The organism is Halobacillus litoralis (assembly GCF_020524085.2).
In the GTDB taxonomy this organism is placed as follows: Bacteria; Bacillota; Bacilli; order Bacillales; family Halobacillaceae; genus Halobacillus; species Halobacillus litoralis_E.
In genome coordinates this window covers 2,356,620-2,381,156 of the sequence record NZ_CP129016.1, presented here as the reverse complement: position 1 = coordinate 2,381,156, position 24,537 = coordinate 2,356,620, and the positions used below count along the sequence as shown (strand labels likewise).

The 24,537-nt window shown below is 43.0% G+C and carries 22 protein-coding genes and 7 pseudogenes; 1 reads left to right on the top strand and 28 read right to left on the bottom strand.

Annotated elements, in window-relative coordinates:
- Positions 1 to 25 precede the first annotated feature (25 nt).
- From spoIVB to LC065_RS11905, 27 genes and pseudogenes are all read right to left on the bottom strand, one after another.
- Positions 26 to 1,221: pseudogene (spoIVB, locus tag LC065_RS12040) on the bottom strand (SpoIVB peptidase).
- 288 nt (positions 1,222 to 1,509) lie between these two features.
- Positions 1,510 to 3,234, bottom strand: a complete 1,725-nt coding sequence (gene recN / locus LC065_RS12035) for a DNA repair protein RecN (RefSeq protein ID WP_226590813.1) — start codon at positions 3,232 to 3,234, stop codon at positions 1,510 to 1,512.
- A 16-nt stretch (positions 3,235 to 3,250) separates the two neighbouring features.
- Positions 3,251 to 3,701 (bottom strand): annotated as a pseudogene (gene ahrC, locus LC065_RS12030) (transcriptional regulator AhrC/ArgR).
- A 63-nt stretch (positions 3,702 to 3,764) separates the two neighbouring features.
- Positions 3,765 to 4,590 (bottom strand): annotated as a pseudogene (locus LC065_RS12025) (TlyA family RNA methyltransferase).
- Positions 4,591 to 4,594: 4 nt separating this feature from the next.
- Entirely contained in the window at positions 4,595 to 6,487 is a 1,893-nt protein-coding gene (gene dxs / locus LC065_RS12020; protein WP_226590818.1) for a 1-deoxy-D-xylulose-5-phosphate synthase, read from the bottom strand.
- Positions 6,488 to 6,505: 18 nt separating this feature from the next.
- A complete protein-coding gene (locus tag LC065_RS12015) occupies positions 6,506 to 7,105 on the bottom strand; it encodes a hypothetical protein (protein ID WP_089651773.1) in 600 nt (199 codons plus the stop codon).
- A gap of 705 nt (positions 7,106 to 7,810) precedes the next feature.
- Positions 7,811 to 8,689: a polyprenyl synthetase family protein gene (locus LC065_RS12010; RefSeq protein WP_226590820.1), complete on the bottom strand. Its 879-nt coding sequence runs from the start codon at positions 8,687 to 8,689 to the stop codon at positions 7,811 to 7,813.
- Positions 8,690 to 8,692: 3 nt separating this feature from the next.
- Entirely contained in the window at positions 8,693 to 8,929 is a 237-nt protein-coding gene (locus LC065_RS12005; protein ID WP_089651772.1) for an exodeoxyribonuclease VII small subunit, read from the bottom strand.
- Complete coding sequence (xseA, locus tag LC065_RS12000; protein WP_226590822.1) at positions 8,919 to 10,271, bottom strand: exodeoxyribonuclease VII large subunit; 1,353 nt, start codon at positions 10,269 to 10,271, stop codon at positions 8,919 to 8,921. The genes LC065_RS12005 and xseA overlap by 11 nt, the downstream gene beginning before the upstream one ends.
- An 11-nt stretch (positions 10,272 to 10,282) precedes the next feature.
- Positions 10,283 to 11,134 (bottom strand): annotated as a pseudogene (gene folD / locus LC065_RS11995) (bifunctional methylenetetrahydrofolate dehydrogenase/methenyltetrahydrofolate cyclohydrolase FolD).
- A gap of 22 nt (positions 11,135 to 11,156) precedes the next feature.
- Positions 11,157 to 11,535, bottom strand: a pseudogene (nusB, locus tag LC065_RS11990) (transcription antitermination factor NusB).
- A 161-nt stretch (positions 11,536 to 11,696) separates the two neighbouring features.
- Positions 11,697 to 12,101: an Asp23/Gls24 family envelope stress response protein gene (locus LC065_RS11985; RefSeq protein WP_226590830.1), complete on the bottom strand. Its 405-nt coding sequence runs from the start codon at positions 12,099 to 12,101 to the stop codon at positions 11,697 to 11,699.
- 15 nt (positions 12,102 to 12,116) lie between these two features.
- Positions 12,117 to 13,475 carry an acetyl-CoA carboxylase biotin carboxylase subunit gene (gene accC, locus LC065_RS11980; protein ID WP_306163437.1) on the bottom strand — a complete coding sequence of 453 codons (1,359 nt, stop codon included), beginning with the start codon at positions 13,473 to 13,475 and terminating at the stop codon, positions 12,117 to 12,119.
- Between the two features lie 16 nt (positions 13,476 to 13,491).
- Positions 13,492 to 14,001, bottom strand: a complete 510-nt coding sequence (accB, locus tag LC065_RS11975; RefSeq protein ID WP_226590836.1) for an acetyl-CoA carboxylase biotin carboxyl carrier protein — start codon at positions 13,999 to 14,001, stop codon at positions 13,492 to 13,494.
- Positions 14,002 to 14,441: 440 nt separating this feature from the next.
- Positions 14,442 to 14,993 carry a SpoIIIAH-like family protein gene (locus LC065_RS11970; RefSeq protein ID WP_226590839.1) on the bottom strand — a complete coding sequence of 184 codons (552 nt, stop codon included), beginning with the start codon at positions 14,991 to 14,993 and terminating at the stop codon, positions 14,442 to 14,444.
- A 12-nt stretch (positions 14,994 to 15,005) separates the two neighbouring features.
- On the bottom strand, positions 15,006 to 15,635 hold the full coding sequence (gene spoIIIAG, locus LC065_RS11965) for a stage III sporulation protein AG (protein WP_226590840.1): 630 nt from the start codon (positions 15,633 to 15,635) through the stop codon (positions 15,006 to 15,008).
- The gene (gene spoIIIAF / locus LC065_RS11960) at positions 15,628 to 16,230 is read right to left on the bottom strand and encodes a stage III sporulation protein AF (protein ID WP_226590842.1); all 603 of its coding nucleotides are present in this window, start codon (positions 16,228 to 16,230) and stop codon (positions 15,628 to 15,630) included. Before spoIIIAF ends, spoIIIAG begins: the two co-directional genes overlap by 8 nt.
- A 10-nt stretch (positions 16,231 to 16,240) precedes the next feature.
- Positions 16,241 to 17,415: pseudogene (gene spoIIIAE, locus LC065_RS20665) on the bottom strand (stage III sporulation protein AE).
- A gap of 19 nt (positions 17,416 to 17,434) precedes the next feature.
- Entirely contained in the window at positions 17,435 to 17,827 is a 393-nt protein-coding gene (gene spoIIIAD, locus LC065_RS11945; RefSeq protein WP_146812886.1) for a stage III sporulation protein AD, read from the bottom strand.
- 3 nt (positions 17,828 to 17,830) lie between these two features.
- Positions 17,831 to 18,037 carry a stage III sporulation protein AC gene (gene spoIIIAC / locus LC065_RS11940; RefSeq protein ID WP_008637060.1) on the bottom strand — a complete coding sequence of 69 codons (207 nt, stop codon included), beginning with the start codon at positions 18,035 to 18,037 and terminating at the stop codon, positions 17,831 to 17,833.
- Positions 18,038 to 18,086: 49 nt separating this feature from the next.
- Positions 18,087 to 18,596 (bottom strand): stage III sporulation protein SpoIIIAB, encoded by a 510-nt coding sequence (gene spoIIIAB / locus LC065_RS11935; protein WP_226590846.1) that lies wholly within the window; start codon positions 18,594 to 18,596, stop codon positions 18,087 to 18,089.
- Positions 18,541 to 19,518: a stage III sporulation protein AA gene (gene spoIIIAA, locus LC065_RS11930; RefSeq protein ID WP_226590848.1), complete on the bottom strand. Its 978-nt coding sequence runs from the start codon at positions 19,516 to 19,518 to the stop codon at positions 18,541 to 18,543. Before spoIIIAA ends, spoIIIAB begins: the two co-directional genes overlap by 56 nt.
- A gap of 429 nt (positions 19,519 to 19,947) precedes the next feature.
- A pseudogene (gene efp / locus LC065_RS11925) lies at positions 19,948 to 20,497 on the bottom strand (elongation factor P); the annotation flags it as partial.
- A 19-nt stretch (positions 20,498 to 20,516) separates the two neighbouring features.
- A complete protein-coding gene (locus LC065_RS11920; protein ID WP_226590854.1) occupies positions 20,517 to 21,578 on the bottom strand; it encodes a M24 family metallopeptidase in 1,062 nt (353 codons plus the stop codon).
- Positions 21,575 to 22,036, bottom strand: a complete 462-nt coding sequence (aroQ, locus tag LC065_RS11915) for a type II 3-dehydroquinate dehydratase (protein ID WP_226590857.1) — start codon at positions 22,034 to 22,036, stop codon at positions 21,575 to 21,577. Before aroQ ends, LC065_RS11920 begins: the two co-directional genes overlap by 4 nt.
- 45 nt (positions 22,037 to 22,081) lie before the next feature.
- Positions 22,082 to 22,315 (bottom strand): YqhR family membrane protein, encoded by a 234-nt coding sequence (locus LC065_RS11910; RefSeq protein ID WP_306163435.1) that lies wholly within the window; start codon positions 22,313 to 22,315, stop codon positions 22,082 to 22,084.
- A complete protein-coding gene (locus LC065_RS11905) occupies positions 22,252 to 22,608 on the bottom strand; it encodes a YqhR family membrane protein (RefSeq protein ID WP_306163434.1) in 357 nt (118 codons plus the stop codon). The genes LC065_RS11910 and LC065_RS11905 overlap by 64 nt, the downstream gene beginning before the upstream one ends.
- Positions 22,609 to 22,954: 346 nt before the next feature.
- Here LC065_RS11905 and LC065_RS11900 point away from each other — a divergent pair, with 346 nt between their 5' ends.
- Positions 22,955 to 23,362 (top strand): SA1362 family protein, encoded by a 408-nt coding sequence (locus tag LC065_RS11900; RefSeq protein WP_226590862.1) that lies wholly within the window; start codon positions 22,955 to 22,957, stop codon positions 23,360 to 23,362.
- A gap of 30 nt (positions 23,363 to 23,392) precedes the next feature.
- Here LC065_RS11900 and LC065_RS11895 read toward each other — a convergent pair whose 3' ends face one another.
- Complete coding sequence (locus tag LC065_RS11895) at positions 23,393 to 24,280, bottom strand: patatin-like phospholipase family protein (protein WP_226590864.1); 888 nt, start codon at positions 24,278 to 24,280, stop codon at positions 23,393 to 23,395.
- Positions 24,281 to 24,537 lie beyond the last annotated feature (257 nt).

Below are 24,537 nucleotides of genomic sequence, written 5' to 3'. Positions count from 1 at the left end.
AAGAAGAGCCCTTAGGAAGGCTCTTCTAACTTGCTTTCTGCTTATTGATATTATCTTCGTATAATTCTATTCCGGCTTCTTGTAGCATCCATTCAATGTGTACACCATAGCCACTTGTCGGGTCATTGACGAACACATGAGTGACTGCACCAATGATTTTTCCATTTTGAATAATCGGGCTTCCACTCATTCCCTGAACAATACCACCTGTTTTATCAAGAAGTTCAGGGTCTGTAATTTTAACAATCATTCCTTTTGTAACCGCCGATTTTTTCGGCATGTTACTGACGATTTCCACATCAAAGGTCTGCATTTCCTCACCATCTAAGACAGTCATAATTTGCGCAGGTCCTTCTTCAACTTCTTCTGCAAATCCAACAGGGACACCTTTAGGATACGTATCATTCTTCATGTCTCCGTCTAATTCTCCGAAGATGCCGAATGGTGTGTTTTTTTGTAATTGTTCCTAAGCGATCATCGCGTAATGAAAATTTCGCTTTTTTCTCACCAGGAATTCCCTGGCTTCCTTTCAATAGAGGTTACGTGGGAACGAACAATCGTTCCTTCATGGATTTCAATTGGTTTCTTCGTATCCATATCGGAAATCACATGTCCAAGTGCTCCATATTTCTTCGTCTCTGGATCATAAAACGTCATTGTCCCGATACCCGCAGCTGAATCACGGATGTAGAGACCTATTTGATATTCCTTCTCCTGGGCGTTAAAGACAGGGGTTAAAGAGGTGGAGATCATCTCTTTTCCTCGCTTGATTTTAAGTTCAATGGGTTTCTCCGCTTCGCCGGACTCTTTAACGATGGTTGACAGTTCTTCCATACTATTGAGTTCTTGGCCGTTCCCTTCAAGGAGAATGTCACCAACGAGGACATTCGCTTCCTCACCTGGTGATTTCTTCGTCTCCCTTTCTCCATGGACTAAATGGTGACCGACCACCAGTACTCCTTTTGTATGCAATTCAACCCCGACGGACTGACCGCCAGGAATCAAACGAATGTCACGCATTTGAGTTACATCTGTTTTCTTAAGCGGGACTCCAGCGAACTCATAAAAGACTTGGTGGTCATCCGTGGATGAAAATGCAGTTAACGCTTCTGTATCTTCTAATTCAGAAAAGGATTCCGAATCATTGGATGCACTGATTTTTACATCGGTAGGGATGGACAGATAATCATGAACAGGGGCTATCAAAGGTAAAATGAGCATGAACAGCAGGAGAACGGAACCACATATATATTTAAATGTCTGTTGATCTTTCACGGGTTCACACTCCTTATCACTCCAGTACCAACTAAATGGCTTACTTATAATGTGGTCTTCCACAAGCATTTTTAAACGAGCATAATCACAGTAATTATAGTACCCTTTCCCTTGTGTAGAAACATTCTCCAACGTATATGTAAAGATTGGAATATAGAATCAAATTTTGCAGAGAATACAGGATAGATAAAAAAGCGTATGGATTGTAAATCCATACGCTTATCGTTTGTTCTTTCACCGTTTCTTATGTTTATCTGCCATGAGTAGCAGTTCACGCGCATGTTCAACCGTTGTTTCTGTAAGTTCTGCGCCTGTAATCATTCTGGAAATTTCATCTGCTTTCTCATCATATGTCAATTCTTTTGCTGCTGTATGAGTTCGATCATTATCCACTCTTTTTTCAATTCTTACGTGAGTATCGGCCATAGCAGCTACTTGTGGAAGGTGTGAAATACACAAGACTTGTGAACCTTCCGATATCCCGTAGATTTTTTCAGCAATCGCTTGAGCTACTCGACCGCTTACACCCGTATCTACCTCATCGAAAATCACACTCGTAACGCCTTGGTGTCGTGAAAAGATGCGCTTCAAAGCAAGCATAATACGCGACATTTCTCCTCCTGATGCAACTTTATGTAATTCTTTTAATGGTTCCCCTGGATTTGTGGTAATTAGAAATTTAACGATGTCTATTCCATTGGGGAGCAATTGTACGGGATGGCCTTCAAGTTCAGGATCAGATTCCCGGCCTTCTTTCAAGTTGATATCGACTGCAAAAGACGCTTTTTCTAAATATAAATCCCTTAACTCTTCATGGATATACTCAGATAAGGTCGTTGCTGAACTCGTCCTAATGTCATGAAGAGCTTTCGCCTCCATTACAGCATCCTGACCCAGTTCATGAATTTCGCTATCCATTTTACTCAAATGAGAATCCTTATTTTTAATCTCGTCAATCTCTTCTTCGATTTTCGAAGCGTATTGTAGCATATCATCGACCGTTGCCCCATACTTCTTCTTCAGTCGATTCAACTCGTTTAACCGTGATTCAATCTGATTTAAACGTTCAGGATCAAATTCAAGTGCTGCCATTTGATTGCTCAATTGGAAGGTCAGTTCTTCAATAATATAGTAAGAGTTCGACATTTCTTCTGAAAGTTTGGCCAATTCCTCATCTACGTCTGCCGTACTTTCCAAGGATGTCATAGCATGACTCAACCAGTCCAGGCCTTTTTGTTCGCCATATAAGGAATAATAAGCATCATGGATTCCTTGATATATTTTTTCGTAATTCATAAGCTTTTTTCGCTCTTCTGAAAGTTCCTCATCCTCAAGGGGCTGCATTTCAGCCTCTTGCAGTTCTCTGAGCTGAAACTCAAGCAAATCCAACCGTTGAGCCATTTCCTGCTCATTTTCGCTCAGTTCCTTGTAACGTTTTTTCAGTACACGGTATTTATCATATACCCGTTGATATTCATCCAAGGAGGACTTCATATCGTCACCCGAAAAAATATCCAAGAGTTCAATATGACGTTCTGGGTCCATTAGTGATTGTGTTTCATGCTGGCTATGGATATCGATTAAAGAATGACCGAATTCTTTCATAATTCCAAGTGTGACTAGTTTCCCGTTCACCCGGCAAATGCTCTTCCCTTGATGCGTAATGGTCCTTTGCAGAACGACCATTCCATCATCATCAATATCAACGCCAAATTCTTCCCCCACTTTATGAATAGGGTGATTACTTCCAATGGTAAACAATCCTTCAATTTCGGCTTTTTTTGTTCCATGACGCACGAACTCGACGGACCCTCGTCCACCCGATAGCAGTTGAATGGCATCGATGATGATCGATTTACCCGCACCTGTTTCTCCTGTGAGTACGGTGAGACCTTCTTTGAACGTAATTGAAATTCGATCAATAATTGCAAAATCACGAATAGACAATTCTGTTAGCATGAAACTTTCACCTCAGTTATAACATATTGAGCAGCTGCTCACTTATCGTTTCTGTTTGTTCTGCACTGCGACAGATGATTAGACATGTATCATCTCCACAAATCGTGCCCATAATTTCATCCCATTCCAAATTATCAACAAGTGCCCCTACCGCATTCGCGTTTCCTGGAAGAGTTTTTAATATGATGAAATGACCAGCGCGATCGATGCTTACAAACGCATCCATCATCAAACGTTTTAACTTTTCAAAAGGATTAAAACGCTGATCCGCCGGCAGGCTGTACTTATAACGCCCATCCATCATAGGTACCTTGACAAGGTGCAATTCTTTGATATCCCTTGAAACGGTAGCTTGAGTAACATTATAGCCCATACCCTTTAATCGATCGACTAACTCATCCTGGGGTTTCAATATCGTCATTCGTAATCAATTCCCTGATTTTGATATGACGTTGTCCTTTGTTCATGACCATCCTCCGTTTCCAGTCCTTCCATAAGAAAAGGGCTTTTCATAAGCCCTTTTATGTTCATTATGCGTTTTTGCGGTGCGCTTCATGCGCCTCTTCAACGACCGCCTCAATATTGATTTCTTCAGAAATTCCGCCTTGTCCTACCTCATTCAAGCGCAAATGGACAAGGAATTCGATATTCCCGTCTCCACCTGTAATCGGAGAAAAAGTGAGTCCATGTACAGAATAGCTGTGTTGAGTTGCAAAATCAAGAATATTTTCAATCACCTGTCTATGTATGGACGGGTCTTTGACAATTCCTTTTTTCCCTACCTGCTCACGACCAGCTTCAAATTGAGGTTTAATCAATGCAACAACATCGCCTTCTTTGTCCAAAAGCGTTGCTAGTACCGGAAGGATGATTCTTAAAGAAATAAAGGAAACATCAATGGAAGCAAACTGTGGCTGTCCTTCCTTCAAATCATCTTTTGTCACGTATCTGAAATTCGTCCTCTCCATGACAACAACCTGTTCATGATTACGAAGGCCCCAGTCCAACTGATTATAACCGACATCGATGGCATAGCTAAGCTTCACTCCATTTTGCAAACCGCAATCTGTGAAACCTCCGGTTGACGAACCGATATCAATCATCACTTTATCCTTCACTGAAAGGTCAAAAACCTTTAAGGCCTTTTCTAATTTCAGGCCCCCCCCTACTTACATAAGGAATCGCTTTGCCTTTGACGGTAAGCTCTGTTGCTTCCTCTATTTTTTGACCAGGCTTATCCAGGCGGACTTGATTGTGAAAAACAAGCCCTGCCATTATGGTTCTCTTCGCCTTTTCACGTGTTTCCACGTACCCTTTTTCTACTAATAAAACATCTAGCCTTACTTTTCTTCCCATATCATTAAGCCCTTTGCTGTTTATTCGGTATCATATGTTTCAAATTTTGTACAATGTGATCAGTTGTTAACCCGATTTCTTCCCAAAGCTTATGAACACTGCCATGTTCAATGAAGCGGTCCGGTACCCCCATACGCTTGACCCATTGGGAGGAGTATTCATTTTCCTCTGCAAACTCTAACACGCTTGAACCGAATCCACCTTGTAGAACGCCTTCTTCTACAGTAAGAATCGGCATACCCGCTTTCATTATGTCATGAAGCATTGCATCGTCTAATGGTTTAATGAAACGAGCATTCACGACTTTTACTGATCGGCCATCCTTTTCCATCTTTTCACTAGCTTCAAGAGCCATATCAATGGTTGTACCAAAAGTAAGGATGACGGCATCCGTTCCTTCTTTTAACACTTCCCAGCTTCCAATCGGTATGATTTCAGGCTGTTCATCTGTTTGTACACCTTTCGCATTACCTCTTGGATAACGAATAGCAAAAGGGCCATCATCGTAGTGTGTGGCGGTATGAACAAGGTGTTGCGCTTCATTTTCATCCTTAGGCATGGAAATCACAAAGTTCGGAACAGACCGCAGGAAGGCAATATCGAATACTCCCTGGTGGGTCTCGCCATCAGCCCCTACCAATCCAGCGCGATCGATACCAAAAATAACGTTTAATTTCTGCCTTGCCACATCATGGACAACCTGATCATATCCCCTCTGCAAAAAGGTAGAATAGATAGCCAAAAACGGTTTCATTCCCTGAGTAGCCAGGCCTGCTGACATCGTGGTTGCATGCTGTTCAGCGATCCCTACATCAAAGAGACGATCCGGAAACTCTTCCCCAAATTTCTCTAGTTTAGACCCAAGAATCATCGCTGGTGTTACGGCAACGATACGGTCATCCTTCTTTGCTTCTTTGCGCAAGGCTTCACTGATGACCGAACTCCAAGCAGGAGGAGCATCCACGGGTTTAATTTTCTCACCCGACTCAATTTTATAGGGTCCCACACCATGCCATTTGTCTTTCACGTCGGTCTCTGCAGGATGATAACCTTTTCCTTTTTGTGTCATCACATGGACAATAACAGGACCATCCGTCTTTTTAGCATAATTCAAGTTCTCGATAAGATCGTTGAAATCATGCCCGTCTACTGGACCATAATACGTAAAGCCAAGTTCTTCAAAGAACATACCAGGTACAACAAAGTATTTCATGCTGTCCTTTAGTCTTTCAGCAGCCTGCGCAATTTTTCCGCCAACCGCAGGAATTTTTTTTAATACCCACTCAAGGTCATCTTTTACGCGATGGTATTTCCCGGCACTTCTCATCCTGCCTAGCGCACCGTGAAGAGCCCCGACATTTTTAGCGATCGACATTTCGTTGTCATTAAGGATAACGGTTACATTCTTCTTCTCGTGTCCGATGTGGTTCAAGGCCTCTAATGCCATTCCCCCTGTAAGAGCTCCATCACCTATGATTGGTAAAATCGAATGCTTTTCGTTATTCAGGTCTCTTGCAATGGCCATTCCCATCGCTGCAGATAATGATGTGGAACTGTGTCCTGTCTCCCAGACATCATGTTCACTTTCGTCACGTTTAGGGAAGCCGCACAGCCCTTTATATTGTCGGAGCGTTTCGAATTGTCCACCACGACCCGTCAGTATTTTATGGATATAAGATTGATGACCGACATCCCAAAGAAAGCGGTCTTCCGGGCTTTTATATACCTTATGAAGAGCGAGGGTAAGCTCAACGACCCCCAGATTCGCCCCCAGGTGACCTCCTGTCGTAGCCAGGTTTTCAATGAGGAACTGCCTCGTTTCATCTGCCAGTTGTTCTAATTGGTTTGTATTCATACCCTTTAGAATTGAAGGGTCTTTAATTTTACACAGATCCATTGAAGGACCCCCTTGTATTTATCTTGATTTTTTAGTGGACGACGGTGCACTTGTTACTATTCTTACTTTCAGCCGCTTTTCTAACCATGAAATGACCTTTGCAGCGAAGAAAATGATGTCCGTGGACTTATTGATGGCAAAAAATTTACCAAGGGCTTTTCCACCGACGGTAAGTGCAGCTACAATACTTGTCAGGATCACTGATATTACAATCTGGACTGTTGATCCATCACTATAGCCGAAGTTGTTGGCCAGTTGGATGACCACAACTGCAGACGCCGTACCACTAACTATACCAGATATATCCCCTATAACGTCATTACAGAAACTTGCGAATCGATCAGCGTTTCTGACAATGGCAATCGCTTCTTTTGCTCCGTTCACCTTTTCAGACGCCATCGCATGGAAAGGCTGTTCTTGAGCAGCAGTGGCTGCGATACCCAGCATGTCAAATACGACACCCGTAAAGACGATAATGAATACAAGGACGAGGCCGATGATCCATACGACTCCACTTAAAACGGAAGAAGATATAACTGAAAAAATAGCCGCTAACACGAATGTGATAACGGCGATACTCAGACTGAATTTTAAAGATTTTTTTAATTTGTTATCCATATATACCCTCTATATCACTAAATTGATGTGTCCTATGTAAGGAAAGGAATGGTCATGATTCAAGTAAAAATTGCGGCTTAGGTCTAGTAGGTTTTCCCAGTCGAGTACCGAATGTCACCATTCTGGCGGTTCCCCTTTAAACTCGACTCAGCCCCGTCTCCGGCAGCTGGACTAGATTGCCACTTAGTCCGCACTATAATTCCTAAATCATGTCCATAGAACAGTCTAGGGGATTTCCCCGACAGCCTTTAGCCGTTCCTTAGCCTCTTTTGCAGTTCTGATTTCATATAGTTTCTGCATCAGCACCTCAGTGGCCATCTGAAGCTGCTTGATGTTCACTGACTATAATCCCCTCAAGAACCACTCAAGGCAGGCTACGCTGCGCATATAGATGTTACTCCATATGCTGCAGGTTCATACCCCATTTCATAACAGTATCTGGCTCAGATACCATTACAATAATGGGCCTCCGCGGAAGCAGGGTCAACGCCCACATGCCTTTGTGGATCGCCCTGCGACCTTAACTCCCAGCATCGACCCAAGGCTGGGCGCCTCAAGCCAACACAAGGAACTTCATCGATGTGCCCTTCGGCGGATTTTTAGGCCCGCCTTCAGGAACGGAGGGCCGACTAGAATACTGCACCATTCCTTTTGTAATCATAATATATCACATTTTGTCACGTGGCTCAATCGAAATCATTTACCTCAATGATCACGGGTGCTCAAGTAATGAATAAGTTCAGAAAGAGTGGTCCCCTCAACCCCTGCATTTTTAAGAGCCTGTTGAGCCTTTTGAACGTATTTGTCTTTTTGCGCTATAGCTCCATCTAGTCCTAAAAGCTGCGGGTAAGTACTTTTATGGTTACCTTCATCACTTCCGGCTGGCTTACCGATAACCTCAGAGTCTCCTGTGACGTCCAGGATGTCATCTTGAATTTGAAATAAAAGTCCAAGTGCTTCAGCCATCTCAGTCATTTCTTCGAGGACTTCTTCTGAAGCTCCGCCTAAATACGCTCCAGCAAGGATAGAGAACCTCAGCAATTGCCCTGTTTTATTCCTGTGAATGTTTTCAAGGGCTTCTAAGGAGATTTCAGCTCCTTCACTCAGCATGTCCTGCATCTGGCCTTCGACCATGCCTCTCGCACCGCTGGCTTTGGTCAATTCACGGACTAAATAGACGCGGTCAGAATCACTTAATCCTTCATCTTCCGAAATAACCTGGGAACTCAGCGTCAATAATGCATCGCCTGCAAGGATGGCGGTTGCTTCATCGAAACGCTTGTGATTCGTTGGTTTCCCTCGTCTTAAATCATCATCGTCCATAGCAGGGAGATCGTCATGGATTAAGGAATAAGTATGGACCATTTCGAGAGCTGAGGCGACTCCCATCACTCTCTCTTCAGGAACTCGAAAAGCTTGAGCAGTAGCCATCAATAGAATGGGACGCAACCGTTTACCCCCAGCATGAATGGAATATAACATGGAATCTTGAAGTCGTCCTGAAACCGTATAGTCGCGAACAAGCATTTCAAGCTGCTGATTGATTCGTTGTCTTTTTTCTGTAAGATATTCAGCTAAATGCACTGCTCAGTCTTCCTCCTGGACAGAGAACGGTTCCAACTCTCCGTGTTCATTCATGATTTGCTGCATTTGAGTCTCCACATTCCCCAGCTTTTCACTGCAAAGCTTGGAAAGTTTCATGCCTTCTTGGTAATACTGGATCGCTTTTTCCAAGGGGACTTCTCCTGTTTCCAATTTCTCGACAATCTCTTCGAGCTGCTTCATCGCTTCTTCAAAACTGATGGTTTCCTGCTTATCTGTCATTTTCATCCTCCTTTACATCCGTTACGTGACAATCAACGATTCCGTCTTGCATTTTCAAGGAGAGGGATTGGCCTTTTGTAATGTCAGAAGTACTTTTTATAACGTCTCCCTCAGAATCAAAAGGTACAGCAAAGCCTCGCTTCATAATGTCTAAAGGATTGACTAAGGTCAGTTTATCGACATTTGTATAGAAGCGTTCTTTCTTTTGCTGGAGAAGAGCCTGAAACCGCTTCTGCAGCTGGTTCGTCTGGCGCTCTAGAGACTCCGCGCCTTCTCTGATTTTCAACTCCGGCCCCTGCTGTCGTAACCTTCGTGCCATGTTGCCCCAATTTACGAAACTTTTTTGATGAATGTGCTTCATTTGTATCGCCATACGTTCCATGACCCGATCCAAGTCCTGCTCTTTTTGCTTCATCATCTGTTCAGGATACTTGAAAGCATATGATTTTTTTAAACGCTCCAATTGCTGCTTCGCCTCTGTCTTCTTCACTTCCATAGCCCTATGAAGGCGGTGGTCCAACGCGTTAACCTGATCACGCAACTCTACAATGGATGGTACAGCGACTTCAGCAGCTCCCGTTGGTGTCGCTGCTCTTACATCTGCCACAAAATCACTGATGGTGGTATCCGTCTCATGACCAACGGCTGAGATGACGGGGATTTCGGATTCTGCAATCGCTCTGGCAACCACCTCTTCGTTAAATCCCCATAAATCCTCAATAGAACCGCCGCCCCTACCCACAATTAACACATCTACATCCATTTTTTCGTTCGCGTATTGGATGGCATTAACGACAGAAGAAGCTGCCCGCTCCCCCTGGACGAGTACAGGCAGGACAGTGACTGGCACAATAGGGTAACGCCTTTTTATCGTTGTCATTATATCTCTTACAGCTGCCCCGGTAGGAGAAGTGATGACACCAATATGTTTTGGGTATGTAGGAAGAGGCTTTTTACGTTCAAGAGAGAATAAGCCCTCTTTTTCTAATTTTTCCTTCAACTGCTCAAAAGCATAGTAAAGAGCTCCAATTCCATCTGGTTGCATCTCTTTAATATACAGCTGATATTGACCCATAGGTTCGTATACGTTGATTTCCCCTTTGACGAGGACGTTCATTCCATTCTCAGGCATAAACTTCAGGGAACGATTATTCCCGGCAAACATGACGGCCTGTATTCTGGCTTGGTCATCTTTCAAGGAAAGGTACATATGACCTCGACTATGGTGTTTGAAATTCGAAATTTCTCCTCTTAACCAAACCGTTTTCAAGTGCGGATCCCCTGAAAGTTTACGCTTAATGTACTTCGTTAACGCCGTAACGCTCAAGTACTGATCCTGCATGCCCATCCTCCTTACTGATTATGAATTCGCTTTGCCGCTTTAATCGTGTTATGGAGGAGCATGGTGATTGTCATTGGACCTACACCTTTAGGGACTGGAGTGATATGGGAAGCTACTTCTTTCGCAGACTCAAAATCCACATCACCTGTCAGCTTACCATCCACACGGTTGACTCCAACATCGATCACCACAGCACCTTCTTTAATATCTTCACCCGAAATTAAGGAAGGTTTACCTGCAGCAACGATAAGAATATCTGCCTGCTTCGTATGCGACTGCAGATGTTTTGTACGGGAGTGACAATGGGTAACTGTTGCATTTTCGTTGAGCAGCAACTGGCCTACAGGTTTTCCTACAAGGTTACTACGGCCGATGATCACCACATGCTTTCCTTCAAGCGTAATGTCTGCACGTTTAAGCATGACGAGTATTCCATAAGGTGTACATGGGAAAAAGGTGTCCTAGCCGGTCATCATCTTGCCGACATTTGCGGGATGAAAACCATCCACATCCTTATCTGGATGAATGGCTTCAATGATTTTTTGGTCAGAAATATGGTCAGGCACAGGTAATTGAACAAGAATCCCATGAACAGTAGGATCCTGGTTCAGTTTGTCAATCAAATCCAGCAGTTCCTGTTCTGAAGTTTCTACAGGTAATTCAATGAGATCAGAATCCATACCGATTTTCTCAGAAGCGCGCTGCTTTCCTTTTACATAAGACATCGAAGCAGGATCTTCACCCAATATGACGACGACCAACTTCGGACGAATATCTTTTGTATGCAGTGCACTCACTTCTTCTTTCATTTCTTGTCGTAGATCTTCTGCCAGTTGTTTTCCATAGATCACTTCTGCTGACATGTCCCATTTCCCCCTTATTTGTTTATACCATTTTTGATAATACGCCGTTTACAAACTTCCCTGAATCATCTTCTCCGAAAATTTTCGCTAGCTCAATCGCCTCATTAATGGCTACTTGTGCAGGGACGTCTTCTTTGTATTTCATTTCATAGGCAGCCATTCGAAGGACGGTCTTCTCAACTTTGGCTAACCCGTGGAAACGTCCAATGATCGAGATTGTCAGAAATCCATTGATCCAACTCTTCTCGATTATTCATGACTCCATGTACGAGGTCATATAAAAACTCGTCCACTTCCTGGCCTTCGACTACATGAGCAATGGCCTCATCGGTTTCAATATCACTCGTAATCGTTTGAAAAAGCGCCTGGAAAGCTTTTTCACGTGCTGTGCGTCGTTTCATTTTCATTCTCCTTTAAGGTAATATCCGTTAGAATAATAACATTTTAGCTTGATAAAAGCCATTGTAATCAGGTGATCGCAAAATTTGCCTCTTTTCAAACGAAAGGGTTAAGAGTAAAACAAAAAAATCAGAAAGGGAGCGGCCCCCCTTTCTGATTAATCTCACAATTCTTCTACTTCTACTTCTTCCTCTTTCCCTGATTCCATTTGCACGCCAACAACGTGGACATTGATCTCATTAATATCAAGTGCTGTCATGTTTTTAAGCGCTTGCCTTGTGTTGTCCTGAATTTTTTGTGCCGTGTCAGGAATGGAAATCCCATAATCCATGACTACATAGGCATCAATTAAAATGCCACTCTCAGTGAGCTCCACCTTAACGCCTTTTCCGTGGTTCTTCTTACCAAGGCGTTCAGCCACACCAGAGGCGAAATTGCCTCTCATCGATGCAACTCCAGCCACTTCAGAAACAGCGATTCCAGCGATCACTTCAATGACTTCAGGAGCAATCTCGATGTTGCCTAATGTCGATCCATCTGTCACATTCAACAATTGCTTATCACTCACAATGACCACTCCTTTTTATGATTCATCCTTCATTATAGTATATTTCTCTAAAAACTTTGTGTTAAAGTCTCCGCCAACAAATACTTCATGGTCCATCATCCGTTGGTGGAACGGAATCGTCGTATGAACACCTTCAATGACAAACTCATCAAGGGCACGCTTCATCCTGCGAATCGCTTCATCTCTATCACGACCATAAGTAATCAATTTAGCGACCATAGAATCATAATAAGGCGGAATCATGTAGCCAGGATATGCTGCTGAATCAACCCTTACACCGAGTCCACCTGGAGGGAGGTACATATCAATTTTCCCAGCGGAAGGCATAAAGTTTTTGTGAGGATTCTCTGCATTGATTCTGCATTCAATGGACCAACCTTCGAATTCGATTTCTTCTTGCTTGAAGGAAAGTTCCTTGTTTTCCGCAATCAACAACATCTCTTTAATCAAGTCTACACCTGTAACCATTTCTGTAACGGGGTGTTCAACTTGTATTCTTGTATTCATTTCCATAAAGTAGAAAGAATCATCTTCTTTGTCGTAGATAAACTCAACGGTACCCGCACCTGAATAGTTGACGGCAAGAGCAGCTTTTACTGCTGCATCTCCCATTTTGGCACGCATAGCTTCAGAAATAGCTGGAGAAGGTGTTTCTTCAATCAGCTTTTGAAGGCGGCGTTGAATGGTACAATCCCTTTCACCAAGGTGAACGGCGTTTCCGTGGTTGTCGGCAAGGACTTGTATTTCAACATGGCGGAAATCTTCAATGAATTTTTCAATATAGACACCAGGATTTCCGAAGGCAGTTTCTGCTTCCTGCTGGGTCATACGAATTCCTTTTTTCAAGTCTTCCTCGTTGCGGGCAACACGGATCCCTTTTCCTCCCCCGCCTGCTGTCGCCTTGATAATAACCGGGTATCCAATCTCTTCAGCGACTTTCATTCCATCTTCTTCATCTTTAATAATGCCCGCTGAGTCAGGAACAACAGGCACTCCTGCATCTCTCATCGTTTCACGAGCGACGTCCTTCGTTCCCATCTTTTGGATGGCATAAGAGGAAGGTCCAATGAAAGTGATGTTACACTCTTCACACATCTCAGCAAACTCTGCATTTTCGGAAAGAAATCCGTATCCTGGATGGATCGCATCTGTCCCCGTTAATGTGGCTACACTCATAATGTTCGTGTAATTCAAATAACTATCTTTACTCAGCGTCGGACCGACACAATACGCTTCGTCAGCCATCTGGACGTGCAATGCTTCTTTATCAGCTTCGGAATATACCGCGACCGTTTCAATCCCCATCTCTTTACAAGCGCGGATGACACGGACAGCGATTTCTCCTCTGTTTGCTATCAGAACTTTTTTAATCAACGTCTCAAACCCCCGTTTACTTGGACTTCACGCGGAACAACGGCTGTCCATATTCCACTAATTCACCGTCTTTAACGAGAATCTCAACAATCTCCCCAGATACTTCCGCTTCAATCTCATTAAATAACTTCATCGCTTCAACGATACAGACGACGGAATCTTCTTTGACTGTGTCTCCAACTTTCACATATACATCCTCTTCAGGCGAAGGAGATGCGTAGAAAGTTCCGACCATCGGTGATTTCACCTCTGCATCGTAATCGGCATTCCCTTGAGCTTTAGGAGCTTCTTTCTCAGCTGATTCTTCTTTCACCTCTTGTTTAGGTGCTTCTTCAACAGCTTCTTGTTTAGGCTCTGGTTTTGGTGGAGCTTGTACTGCTTGTTTGACTTGTACAGGTTCAGTAACAACCTCTCCCTGTGGCTTTTTCATGTGAACTTTAGTTCCGTTTGCTTCATAGGAAAACTCATCGATATTGGATTGATCAATCAACTTAATGATTTCTCTGATTTCTTGTACCTTTAGCATTTTTGGCACCCCTCTTATGTAAAGTTACTTTTTATAAACTGGTACTAATACCTCTTCATATTCTATTATACATTACCACCTCCCTGCAACTCGCGACAAGAATAACCCTCAGTAATATTCTGACAACTATCACATCCCCCCACCTTTATTCATATTAGCTCCCTTTACTTGAAGACTCCGTTTAAAGATGTATTCGGGATTCGTTGCCTAGGTTGAGCATCAGGCGTGGTTGGGAAGCCACACGCTTACCTGTGGGGGAGTGGTGAGCTTCCTCGGAAAGCGAGTTATTCCCCGCAGCCCCCCATCCACTCAATATTAGTCTCTAAATCAAGTCTTCCAAAATCCCGCCAAATTGTTCAAGAATACCTGGATAATAAATGAAGAGAAAAGATAAAAAAGCCTCACTCCTTTTTTGAAGGAGTGAGGCTTTTGTTTTGTTTTTATCCTGCTGGCTGGAATTGTACTTGGACTTCTTTCTGCCCGAATTCGTCAGAGACCATTTGTATGATGTTGTTCGTTTCTGTTTTCGATAACTCATCTGCTTTTACTGTTACGTGCACGACCTCATCTTCTGCTCTTACTAATACATCATCGTAGGAAGCACTTGCACGGATTGTATTTTCGATAATGGATTCTTTGGATTGGTTTGCTTTAATGGTCTCCATTTTTTCTAAAGCTTCATTCTTTTCTTCTGTACTAAAGTCACTGGAAGCAACGATTTCGGATAATTGTTCCTGCATTTGATCCCGTTGATTTTGCATATCTAGGCGGATAGCTGAGAAAAGTTCATCTGTAGAAATTTGCGAGATGACAGTGCCATCCCCTGTGGTTTCTACGCCTTCTTCTCCGGCAGCGTCTTCTGTAATTTCTGCCCATTCATCTTCCTGTATAAAAGCCATTTCACCATTGTCCGGGGATGTCATGTAATATACGCTTAGTACAATCAAGAGACTCAACATTGTCAACAACCAAACCGTTTGTTTTTTAACCAAAGTAACCCCTCCTTATTGTTTAGGCAAAACAGAAATCCTGTGGGTCGGGACATCCAAAACTCTAGAGACAGCTTCCACCACCCACGCTTTCACCTGCATTTGATCGACCCCCTCGGCTGTTACGAAAACCCCGCTTACGTCTGGTTTAGATGTTTGTGTTAACAGCGGAACTTCCCGATCGCCTTGGCGGACGAGAACTAGCTGCTGTTCTCTCGAATAATCCTCAATTTCACGTTCCCCTCCGTTCTTATCATTTTCCTTGGTGGTTTGTTTTCCGACGATTAAATTTTTATCGTACACTTTTTTATGTGTCGATGACAGATTGATCATTATGTCCACAGCACTCACTCCTTGAATGTTTTCGAGAAGTGGCTTGAGCTGTTTTTCATACTCTTTTTCCAACTGTGAAATAGAGTCCGTCATTTCTGGAGTTTGAGCAGCAGATGCACCCTCTCCGGATTGACTTTGGACATTTCCTTCATCAAGAGCCGTTGAAGGAGGATCGTTCGGCTGAAACCAATTACTTGTTAGAATAATCAAAACTCCGATAATGCCAATGGCGATCAAATACTTCGTTTTATTCAACTTTCTCCCCTCTTTGTTTGATAGAGGTTCCGTCAGTTTGTTCCACCATTTATTCATCCTCATCCTCCCAGCGGATAATGATTTGTTCTTTGTTCAAATCAAGATAGTCAGCGACCCATTTTAATAATCCTGGATCTTGCTTTTCTTCTTCTGTATCCCCTTCATCCATGATAGAGATCTCTACATCTTCGACCGACTGGGTCAGTTCATCACGAGAAAGCGTGAGGGTCAGCTTGTCCAACGTTTCCAAACTGTAGGGCTGTTGATGGAAGCTCATTTGAACATCGACGAGAACCAAGTTTTGTTCTTCTTTTAATGGTGTTTCAATTTCAGCTGCAAGAGCCTGAGTAACTTGTTCTAATTTATATGCATCTTGTCCGGCGAGTATTTCATTTTTCTTTGATTCTACTTTTTCCTCAAAAACTTCTGCATCCAATTGTTGCTGCATGGTCTGATCTGCACGTTGGACAAGGCTTTCAGGGTCGATATTTAATATTTGTAAAAGCGGCCCCATAAAAATCAGTACTAACAAAATAGACATGACAAGACGTGCATAATTCTTCATGACGCCGGACGGCAGAAGGGCGTCTGCTACCATTGCTAATAAAAGAAAAAGTACAATCTTTGTGATCCACTCAATCAGATACTCCATATTCACCATCCTATCTGACCATCATCGTAATGTTACTAGCCGCCACCATGATGACGATTACAAGGAAGAACATCATGGAGACCATTAAGAGTGCTGCGAAAATATAGAAGATGTGCCTGCTGACGACATCCATCGCCTGGATGATCGGCCCATCCCCCAGAGGCTGAAGGAGAGCAGCCGCGATTTTATAAATTAGCGCAATGGCCAGCACTTTAATAGCCGGGAACACAGCGATTCCAAGTAATATGACGACACCAGCAATTCCTAGTGTGTTTTTTAGTACAAGGGAAGCCCCTAGGATTGTATCGGTGGCATCCGTAAACAGTCTCCCGACCACGGGGACAAAATTTCCTGTGACAAATCGAGCTGTTTTCATCGTAATTCCATCCTGTACCGCAGTCACAGTCCCCTGGACAGATATCACTCCAAGAAAAATGGTTAAAAACACACCCATGATAGCCATGCCGGTTTTCCTAAGAAGTTCAGCCAATTGGTCCACTTTATATGTCTCATTCAAGCTTCCCACAATCAGCAAAAGAGCGGAGGATGCAAACAATGGGATGAGCAAGTATTTGACTAGCAGGCCGCTGGATTGGGACCAGGGCAATAATAATAGGGTGAAAAAAAGGAAATGGACATCAAGTGACTGAAGGAAGCCATGATTCCAAGAAGAAGGGGAATCAACCCGATCATGAAGCTGCTCATCCGTTCGATGGCCCCTAGTGTATATTCAATGACTTGCCGAAAACTCTCGAGAGCAAGTGTTAATAAAACAAGGTAAACCACCATGTAAGCAATCTTACTTACCACAGAATTTTCGAATGCGGACTGCACCGAATGAAGCAAAGTACTGAACAGTGTCAAAAACAGTAGTGAAGCTAGCAATTTTCCGTTGAGGAGAAGTTCATGGAAAAAGAATTCCAGAATACCCGAAAACCAATCGGATGATTCAACGGAACTTTCACTTTGAATAAATTCACGGAAATTATTCGTATGAAAGCTAGGCAGGTAATCTCCATACTGTTGATTCAATTGATTCCAACTTTCCTCCAACTCTTCTGTAGATACCTGGTCGAGCATAGATATATCAGCATCTGCAGGGGCTGGGGAGGGAGACGCGGCAACGATGATTGGAGAGTTCAAGCAACCGATTATGATCAGACAACACAACACGATCCGTTTCATGGCATCCCTCCCGAAATTCCTATGCCCCTGGAATGAAATTCAATATGGTCTCAATCACAGCTGTCACAATCGGTATGGCAAGCATTAAGATGAACAATTTCCCTGCGAGTTCCACTTTAGAAGCCAAGGAATTTAGACCGGCATCTCGAATAAGTTGAGCACCAAATTCAGCAATATAGGCGATGCCAATAATTTTCAAAATGGTCTTGAAGTACACAGGTTCGACCTGAGCCTTTTCTGCCATGTAAGACAACAGGGAAAAGATATGCCTGACCTGATCAAGGATGGTTAAGAACAAGATGATGACTGTGAATAAAAGGAGAAGAAAAGCGACCGAAGATTTGTGTTCCTTTAAAAGTAAAATCAACAGGGCCGCCACTAATCCTAAAGAAACAATTTGAATGATATCCATGAGTTACCCCTGGTAGAGAAAAACAGACTTGATTTGTTGAAACAGATCGGCGAGCCTGTGAAGGACGATAAATAATACAATGATGAAACCTGTCAAGGTCACAGCCTGTGCAATCTCTTCTTTTCCCATCTGTTTAAGGATGCTATGGATCATCGCGACAATTATACCGACACCAGCTATTTGGAATAATATCGTTGCATCTTGGAGCACAATGCCTCTTCCCCCTTTTGTAAAATCCATATAAACCATGCTAAGCCATCTACATGATTAGAATGATGACGAGCAGCCCGCTTAATATCCCCATCCCTTTCGCCATCTTTTGGTATTGATCACCGACTTCCAGGGCATCATGCAGTTCGCGGTCAAGGTGATGGATGGTGAGTTGAATCTGTTTTTGCTGCTGCTCCAGATCGTGCTGACCAAGCGTCCTTCCAAACTGCATCAAAATTTCATATTCGTTTTTCGACAACGCGTTCAACGACCAGTGTTTCTTTAACTGTTTGGACCATAAGGAATAAAAGTCATCCCAAACTCCATTTTCGTTCAGAATCCCTTCAAAGAACTGATTAATGGGTCTCGGTAAATGTGTAGATAGATTCTCACAAACTTCCAGCAGCGAAGATTGTCCATAAACCATCTCTGCCTCTATCATCTGTAAAGCATTTTTCCATTGCCTAATGTGTCCCGGACGCTTCTTGAAACGGGAAGCCATATCAAACCCTGCCCAGGTCGTAACGGTCAATACGATGACGGCCCCAATCCATTGCATTCGCTCCCCTCCCCTTGCCCTGAATCAATAGGTCTCCCGATTGATCGAGTACTGTCCAATTTCTTTCTCTATGAGGTGACATTCGGTCCAAGACAAGGTAGCGTTGAAACACTTTCTCATCCATCAATTGTTTGGCTGATGGGCGTTTCTTTACACCTGAAAAACTTTGACCATGAATACTGCAAATGACTTCGACACCTGTGTAAGTCGCCTCTCGGACCGCTTCCGCGTCTTTTTGTCCACCAATTTCGTCTACAATTAACACCTCAGGTGACATGGAACGGATCATCATCATCATGCCTTCTGCTTTAGGGCAAGCATCCATCACATCTGTACGGAACCCGACATCCAGCTGAGGAACCCCCCTCATACTTGCTGCAATTTCGGAACGCTCGTCCACAATTGCGACCTTCGCCGCGCGATACCCTTGTTGATCAGATCCAATGTAACGCGCCAATTCCCGCAGGAGTGTGGTTTTCCCTGATTGTGGAGGTCCGATGACCAGTGTACTCATCCAACGCCCAGATTCATAAAGGTGTGGAATGAGAGGTTCAATATTCCCGGAAGTAGCTCTAGCAACCCTGATGTTCATAAAGGATATGTGCTTTAACGTTTCTACATGATCTTGATGAGTGTTCGTCTTACCAGCCAAACCTACCCTATGGCCACCCTCAATGGTAATAAACCCCTCTTTCAACTCTTCCTTGAAACGGTAGAGTGAGAACTGACTGATCTGATTTAGGACGAAAGAGAGATGCTCAACGGTCATCACTGCATTCTCAATGGATTCATGACGATTATTTTCAAGAATCTCTATCGGACGACCAATCCTTAAACGGATCTCCTGCACACTCTTCCATTGGACCTCACTTTTTAAGAGATGTTGGATAGAGGGTGGAAACAAACGTATAATCTCCTTCATCCTCTCCTACTCCTTTATTTGGTTTACTTCATATGTATGTGCTTACTGAGAGCTTATGACTGTGAAATAGTATAAAACTAGAAGATTTTAAGAGAGGTAATAGAGAGGTAATAGAGCGATTGATAGACACTGCGAAGACAAGCCTTAATCAATATATGTCCGTATGTGTCCACCTTATTCCTAAGCTGCATACCACAATAAAGCAGACTTAGTGAACATTTAATTCCGAGGGGGTTGTTTGAGTTTAGTGGCTACGGGAATAGGTTCGCTTTCCCCCCATCCTTTTCTAACACATGGATAATGAAATGGATTCTATAGGAAGAAAGTATGGAAGAGTTATGATTGCTCACCTTGGAATACAGAAATGTTTTCACAAAAAAGAACTTGCCCGGTTCGGACAAGTTCTTCGAGAAAACATATTAGGCACGGGGATACGTATTTTCCATCTGTAGTACTGATGACCAATACTTCACCTTCATTGATGAAGAATGGCACTTGGACAGTAAGGCCCGTTTCAAGCGTAGCAGGTTTTGTACCCCCGCTTGCTGTATCGCCTTTGATGCCAGGTTCCGTTTCTGTAACTTCCAGCTCAACGTTTTTCGGCAGTTCAACACCGATTGTTTCACTTTCATAAGACTGGATTTGAACTTCCATGTTCTCTTTTTAGGTAGTTTAATTGGTCCTGGATGGTAGCCGTAGGGATTTCTACTTGCTCGTATGTCTCCATATCCATGAACGCGTGCATATCACCATTCGCATAAAGATATTGCATCTTACGGTTTTCAATGTGAGCGCGCTCTACTTTTTCACCGCCGCGGAATGTTTTTTCCTGAATATTTCCATTACGTAGGTTACGGAGTTTTGAACGAACAAAAGCCGCTCCTTTTCCTGGCTTCACGTGTTGGAAATCCATTACTTGCCAGATACCCCCATCAACTTCAATTGTCAGACCTGTACGAAAATCGTTTACTGAAATCATTTGACCTTCCTCCTTTTAATTACAACGTGATTAATTCTTTGGTAGACTTGCTCAATCGTTCATTTCCTGTTTTCGTAACGATTGTATCATCTTCAATCCGGCAGCCGCCGACGTTCGGAACATAAATGCCCGGCTCGACTGTAACGACCATACCTTCTTCAAGCGTGACATCGGAACGGAAGGATAGGCCAGGACCTTCATGGACATCCAGGCCGATTCCATGGCCCGTGGAATGACCGAAATACTCGCCATACCCTTTTTCTTTAATGTAATCACGTGTCAATGCATCCGCTTCTTTGCCGGTGATGCCTTCTTTTATTCCTTCCATACCTTTTAACTGAGCCTGTAAAACGGTATCATAGATTTCTTTTAACTGATCATTGATTTCGCCCACAGCTACAGTTCTTGTAATATCAGAACAATACCCTTTGTAAAGGGCACCAAAATCAAGCGTTACAAGCTCTCCGGATTGGATTTCCTTCTCGGAGGCCACTCCATGTGGCAAAGCTGAACGGTAGCCTGATGCAACAATAATATCAAAACTTGAGGAGGTCGCCCCTTGCTTACGCATGAAAAACTCAAGTTCATTCGATACATCAATTTCCTTCACACCAGGCTTTATGTAACCAAGAATGTGTTCGAAAGCATCATCAGCAATCTTAACGGCATCCTTTAATATACTAATCTCCTCATCCGTCTTAATCAAGCGTAATTTTTCCACAATGCCTGATGTAGGGACGAGCTCTGCGTCTAATGCTTCTTTATATTGTTCAAAAAGGGTGTAGGTGACATGATCTTTTTCAAACCCGATTCGTTTCAAACCTAGTTCTTTCGCTTTTTCAGCTACCGTTTTCGGCATAGGCGTTTTATGTTCAAGAATCTCAAACTCCTTGGCTTGCTCTGCCGCTTGTTCTGTATAGCGGAAATCTGTAATTAAAACAGCTTCATCGCTTGTCACTAAAAGAGCTCCAGAAGAGCCTACAAAACCTGATATATACCTTCTGTTTTTCGGACTCATAATTAAAAGACCGTCTAATTCTTTTGAAGCCATCGATTTTCTTAAATTTGAAAGTTTACTCACGAATGATTTCTCCCTTCACTTTCTATCTTTTGGATCAGCCCCAATGTCGCTAATCGGTAGCCATCAATTCCAAATCCGACCACTTGTCCTGAGCATACCGGTGCTAACATCGAAGTATGGCGGAAAGATTCCCGTTCATGGACATTTGATATATGAATCTCTACCACAGGTTTTGAGATGGAACTGACAGCATCCCGTAAAGCGATGCTTGTGTGTGTATAAGCTGCTGGATTAATGATGATTCCTTCAGCTTCTTCTTCCGCTCGCTGGATCCAGTCTACGAGCTCCCCCTCATGGTTGGATTGAAAAGAAGTGACTTCAAACCCTTGCTCAGCAGCCACTTCTTTGACCAATGTCTCAACATGTTCAAGAGACTTTTTCCCATAGGTAGCCGGTTCTCTCTTGCCTAACATATTCAAATTCGGCCCATTGATTAAAAACAGCCGCTTCTTCCCCATTCAACAATCCCACCATTTCCAAAATTGTCATACACTTTAAGTTTATCATACTCTCCCTTGATTTGAATAAGAATTCACTGTCTCATTGAACTCCCTGTATTCATAGGAAATGGAATACCCGATAAAAACACCGTATAAAATAAATAAACAGCCGGTTGTAACCCATGTATCACTATTGAGTTCCATGAAAGTCGGGATTGCCGGAAAGATCGGAGTCAATAGAAAATAAACAATCGCCCATAGCCCGATTCCATAAAAGACTCCCAGGCCAGATTCCATTCCTTTTTTTCAAGAGAAGGTAGTAAACGAGCCGTTCCTAAAGATAAAATACCGACAATAAGAACGGCTAACACTTCAGCAAGCCATGTTCCGGTCCATTCCGTCTGCCAAAATGAGCGAAATATGAAGGAGGCAGGAGACACCTCTGTGAAATTAAAATAATAAGCGATTGTCCCTAAACCACTCCATAAAACTCCGGCGGTAAAACCTGTGACTAATGCTTTTGATATGACACTTTGCTGTGGTTCTTGTTGTCTTTGGTCTTGTTTTTGGTCTTTTTGTTTTTCAGCCATCTTCATCACCTCTATTCTCATTTTAACCAACCCCAATTTTTTCATGCTCTTTTCAATTGTTGGGCTAGTGATTCATGGAGATTTAAGGTAAAATAGAAGTCCAACCAATTTTAATATTCTATTGTTTAAACAGCCCGCTTGAAGGTAAGAGTTTACTAAAATGTACTCTTCCACCATTCAAAAATTAAGATGGGGCTGCATATTTTACTCTATAAAGGAAACAATCTTAAATAGCACATAACAGCCTACCATCCGCCGCATCTGATGATGAATAGTGTTGAAATAAGGGTATAGTTCAATAACCAGATATTCATAGTCGACCACTACGAGAAGGGAGGAAAATATCATGCGTAATTGGATGACTCCTGTCATTTACACGTTGATCGGTTTAGCCATCTTCTTTGTTGGCATCCAGCTGTTTACAAACACGACTGGCTTTCTCACTTCGATCGTCACGATGATCGGAATCGCCGCTCTCATTTATGGAGCCATCTACTTCTTCTTCCTCCGCAAACGCGGCTTTGGAGGAGCGGCAGGTGGAAACCGAAATGAAATGAAAAAATATAAGCAAGCGGTCAAGCAATCTAAACAAAAATACAAGCAACCAACCCCCGCAATTAAGAAAAGCCCTGTAGCCAAAGCACAGACCAAGGCCTCTTCATTAGGTCGAAAAAACCGCAAACGTATGAACGGTCCACAGCTTCGTGTTATTGAAGGCAATAAAAGCAAAGGAAAAAATCGAGCCACCTTCTGATGGCTCGATTTTTCATTTCATATTTTAGTATTATCGGCTCCACCTTTTTAAAAATTTCCCCGCATGTTCTCGACCTAATTCCATCAATGTTTCTTTTTCTTCTTTGCTCATATCAAAATCCGTCGTTTCCACTCCACTGACCGGAATGAAGATAATATCCTTACTTAGAGCCTTGGAAATGTACCTTGCATCATGAGCCTGCTGCATCGTTTTAAAAAGGGCGTGGAACATTTGAATCGCATTTTTAATTTTCTGTTCGGGTAGTTTATCTGGTTCATCACTTAACTTCATTCCAATGATAGGTCTAGTACGGCATCCGTCCTGTTTTTCCCAAATCCACAGAGGAAAGTTACTCAACACTCCTCCATCTACAATAATGGATCTTCCGCGTTTCCCATGTATTTTAACGGGAATGAAAAAGTAGGGGAGTCCCGAGCTCATCCTTACTGCTTTTGCTACAGAAAAGGTAGCCGGATCAATGCCGTAAACTTTCTTCAAATCATCAGGTATGACAACGATTCTCCCCTGTGTTAGATCAGAACATATCACCTTTAAAGACCCAGGCGGTAAGTCGGCAAACGTACGAACACCTTTTTCACCAAGCCACTCTTCAAGAACATTTTCCAACTGATTCCCTTTATAAAGCCCCATCCGGTAATACAAAAGAAGCCATTTCATAAATGGAAACAGGCGATCTGTCAATGGAACGTCTACTAGACTAAGAAACGAAAGATTATTGAGTCTTTCCTTCAGTTCTTTAGCCGTGTAGCCGGCAGCTGTCAAACTCGCTAAAATGGCACCAGCGGATGTTCCGGCCATTCGTTTGAATGTGTATCCTTGCTCTTCCAGTTCTTCAAGTGCCCCAATGAAAGCAAGGGCCTTCACACCGCCACCGGAAAAAACTCCGTCCACTTTCATCCTGCTTCACCCCACTTTACTTCATTATAAACACGCGTTTGGCAAATTAGAACGAAAGCAGCCGAATTGAAATGTAAGGTTATTCATACTGCTAAATCATGTCTTTCGCTGACACTTAGTAGCTTCCTTACCTTAGCTAATTAGGGGCTGGACCTTCTGGTGAGAAAAGATTGGTGAAAAGGATCAGACGACCCTGCAGATCCCAAAACATATCCAATATATCTTTAAGAGAGCTGCCCCTGTCGTTTAGGAGCACA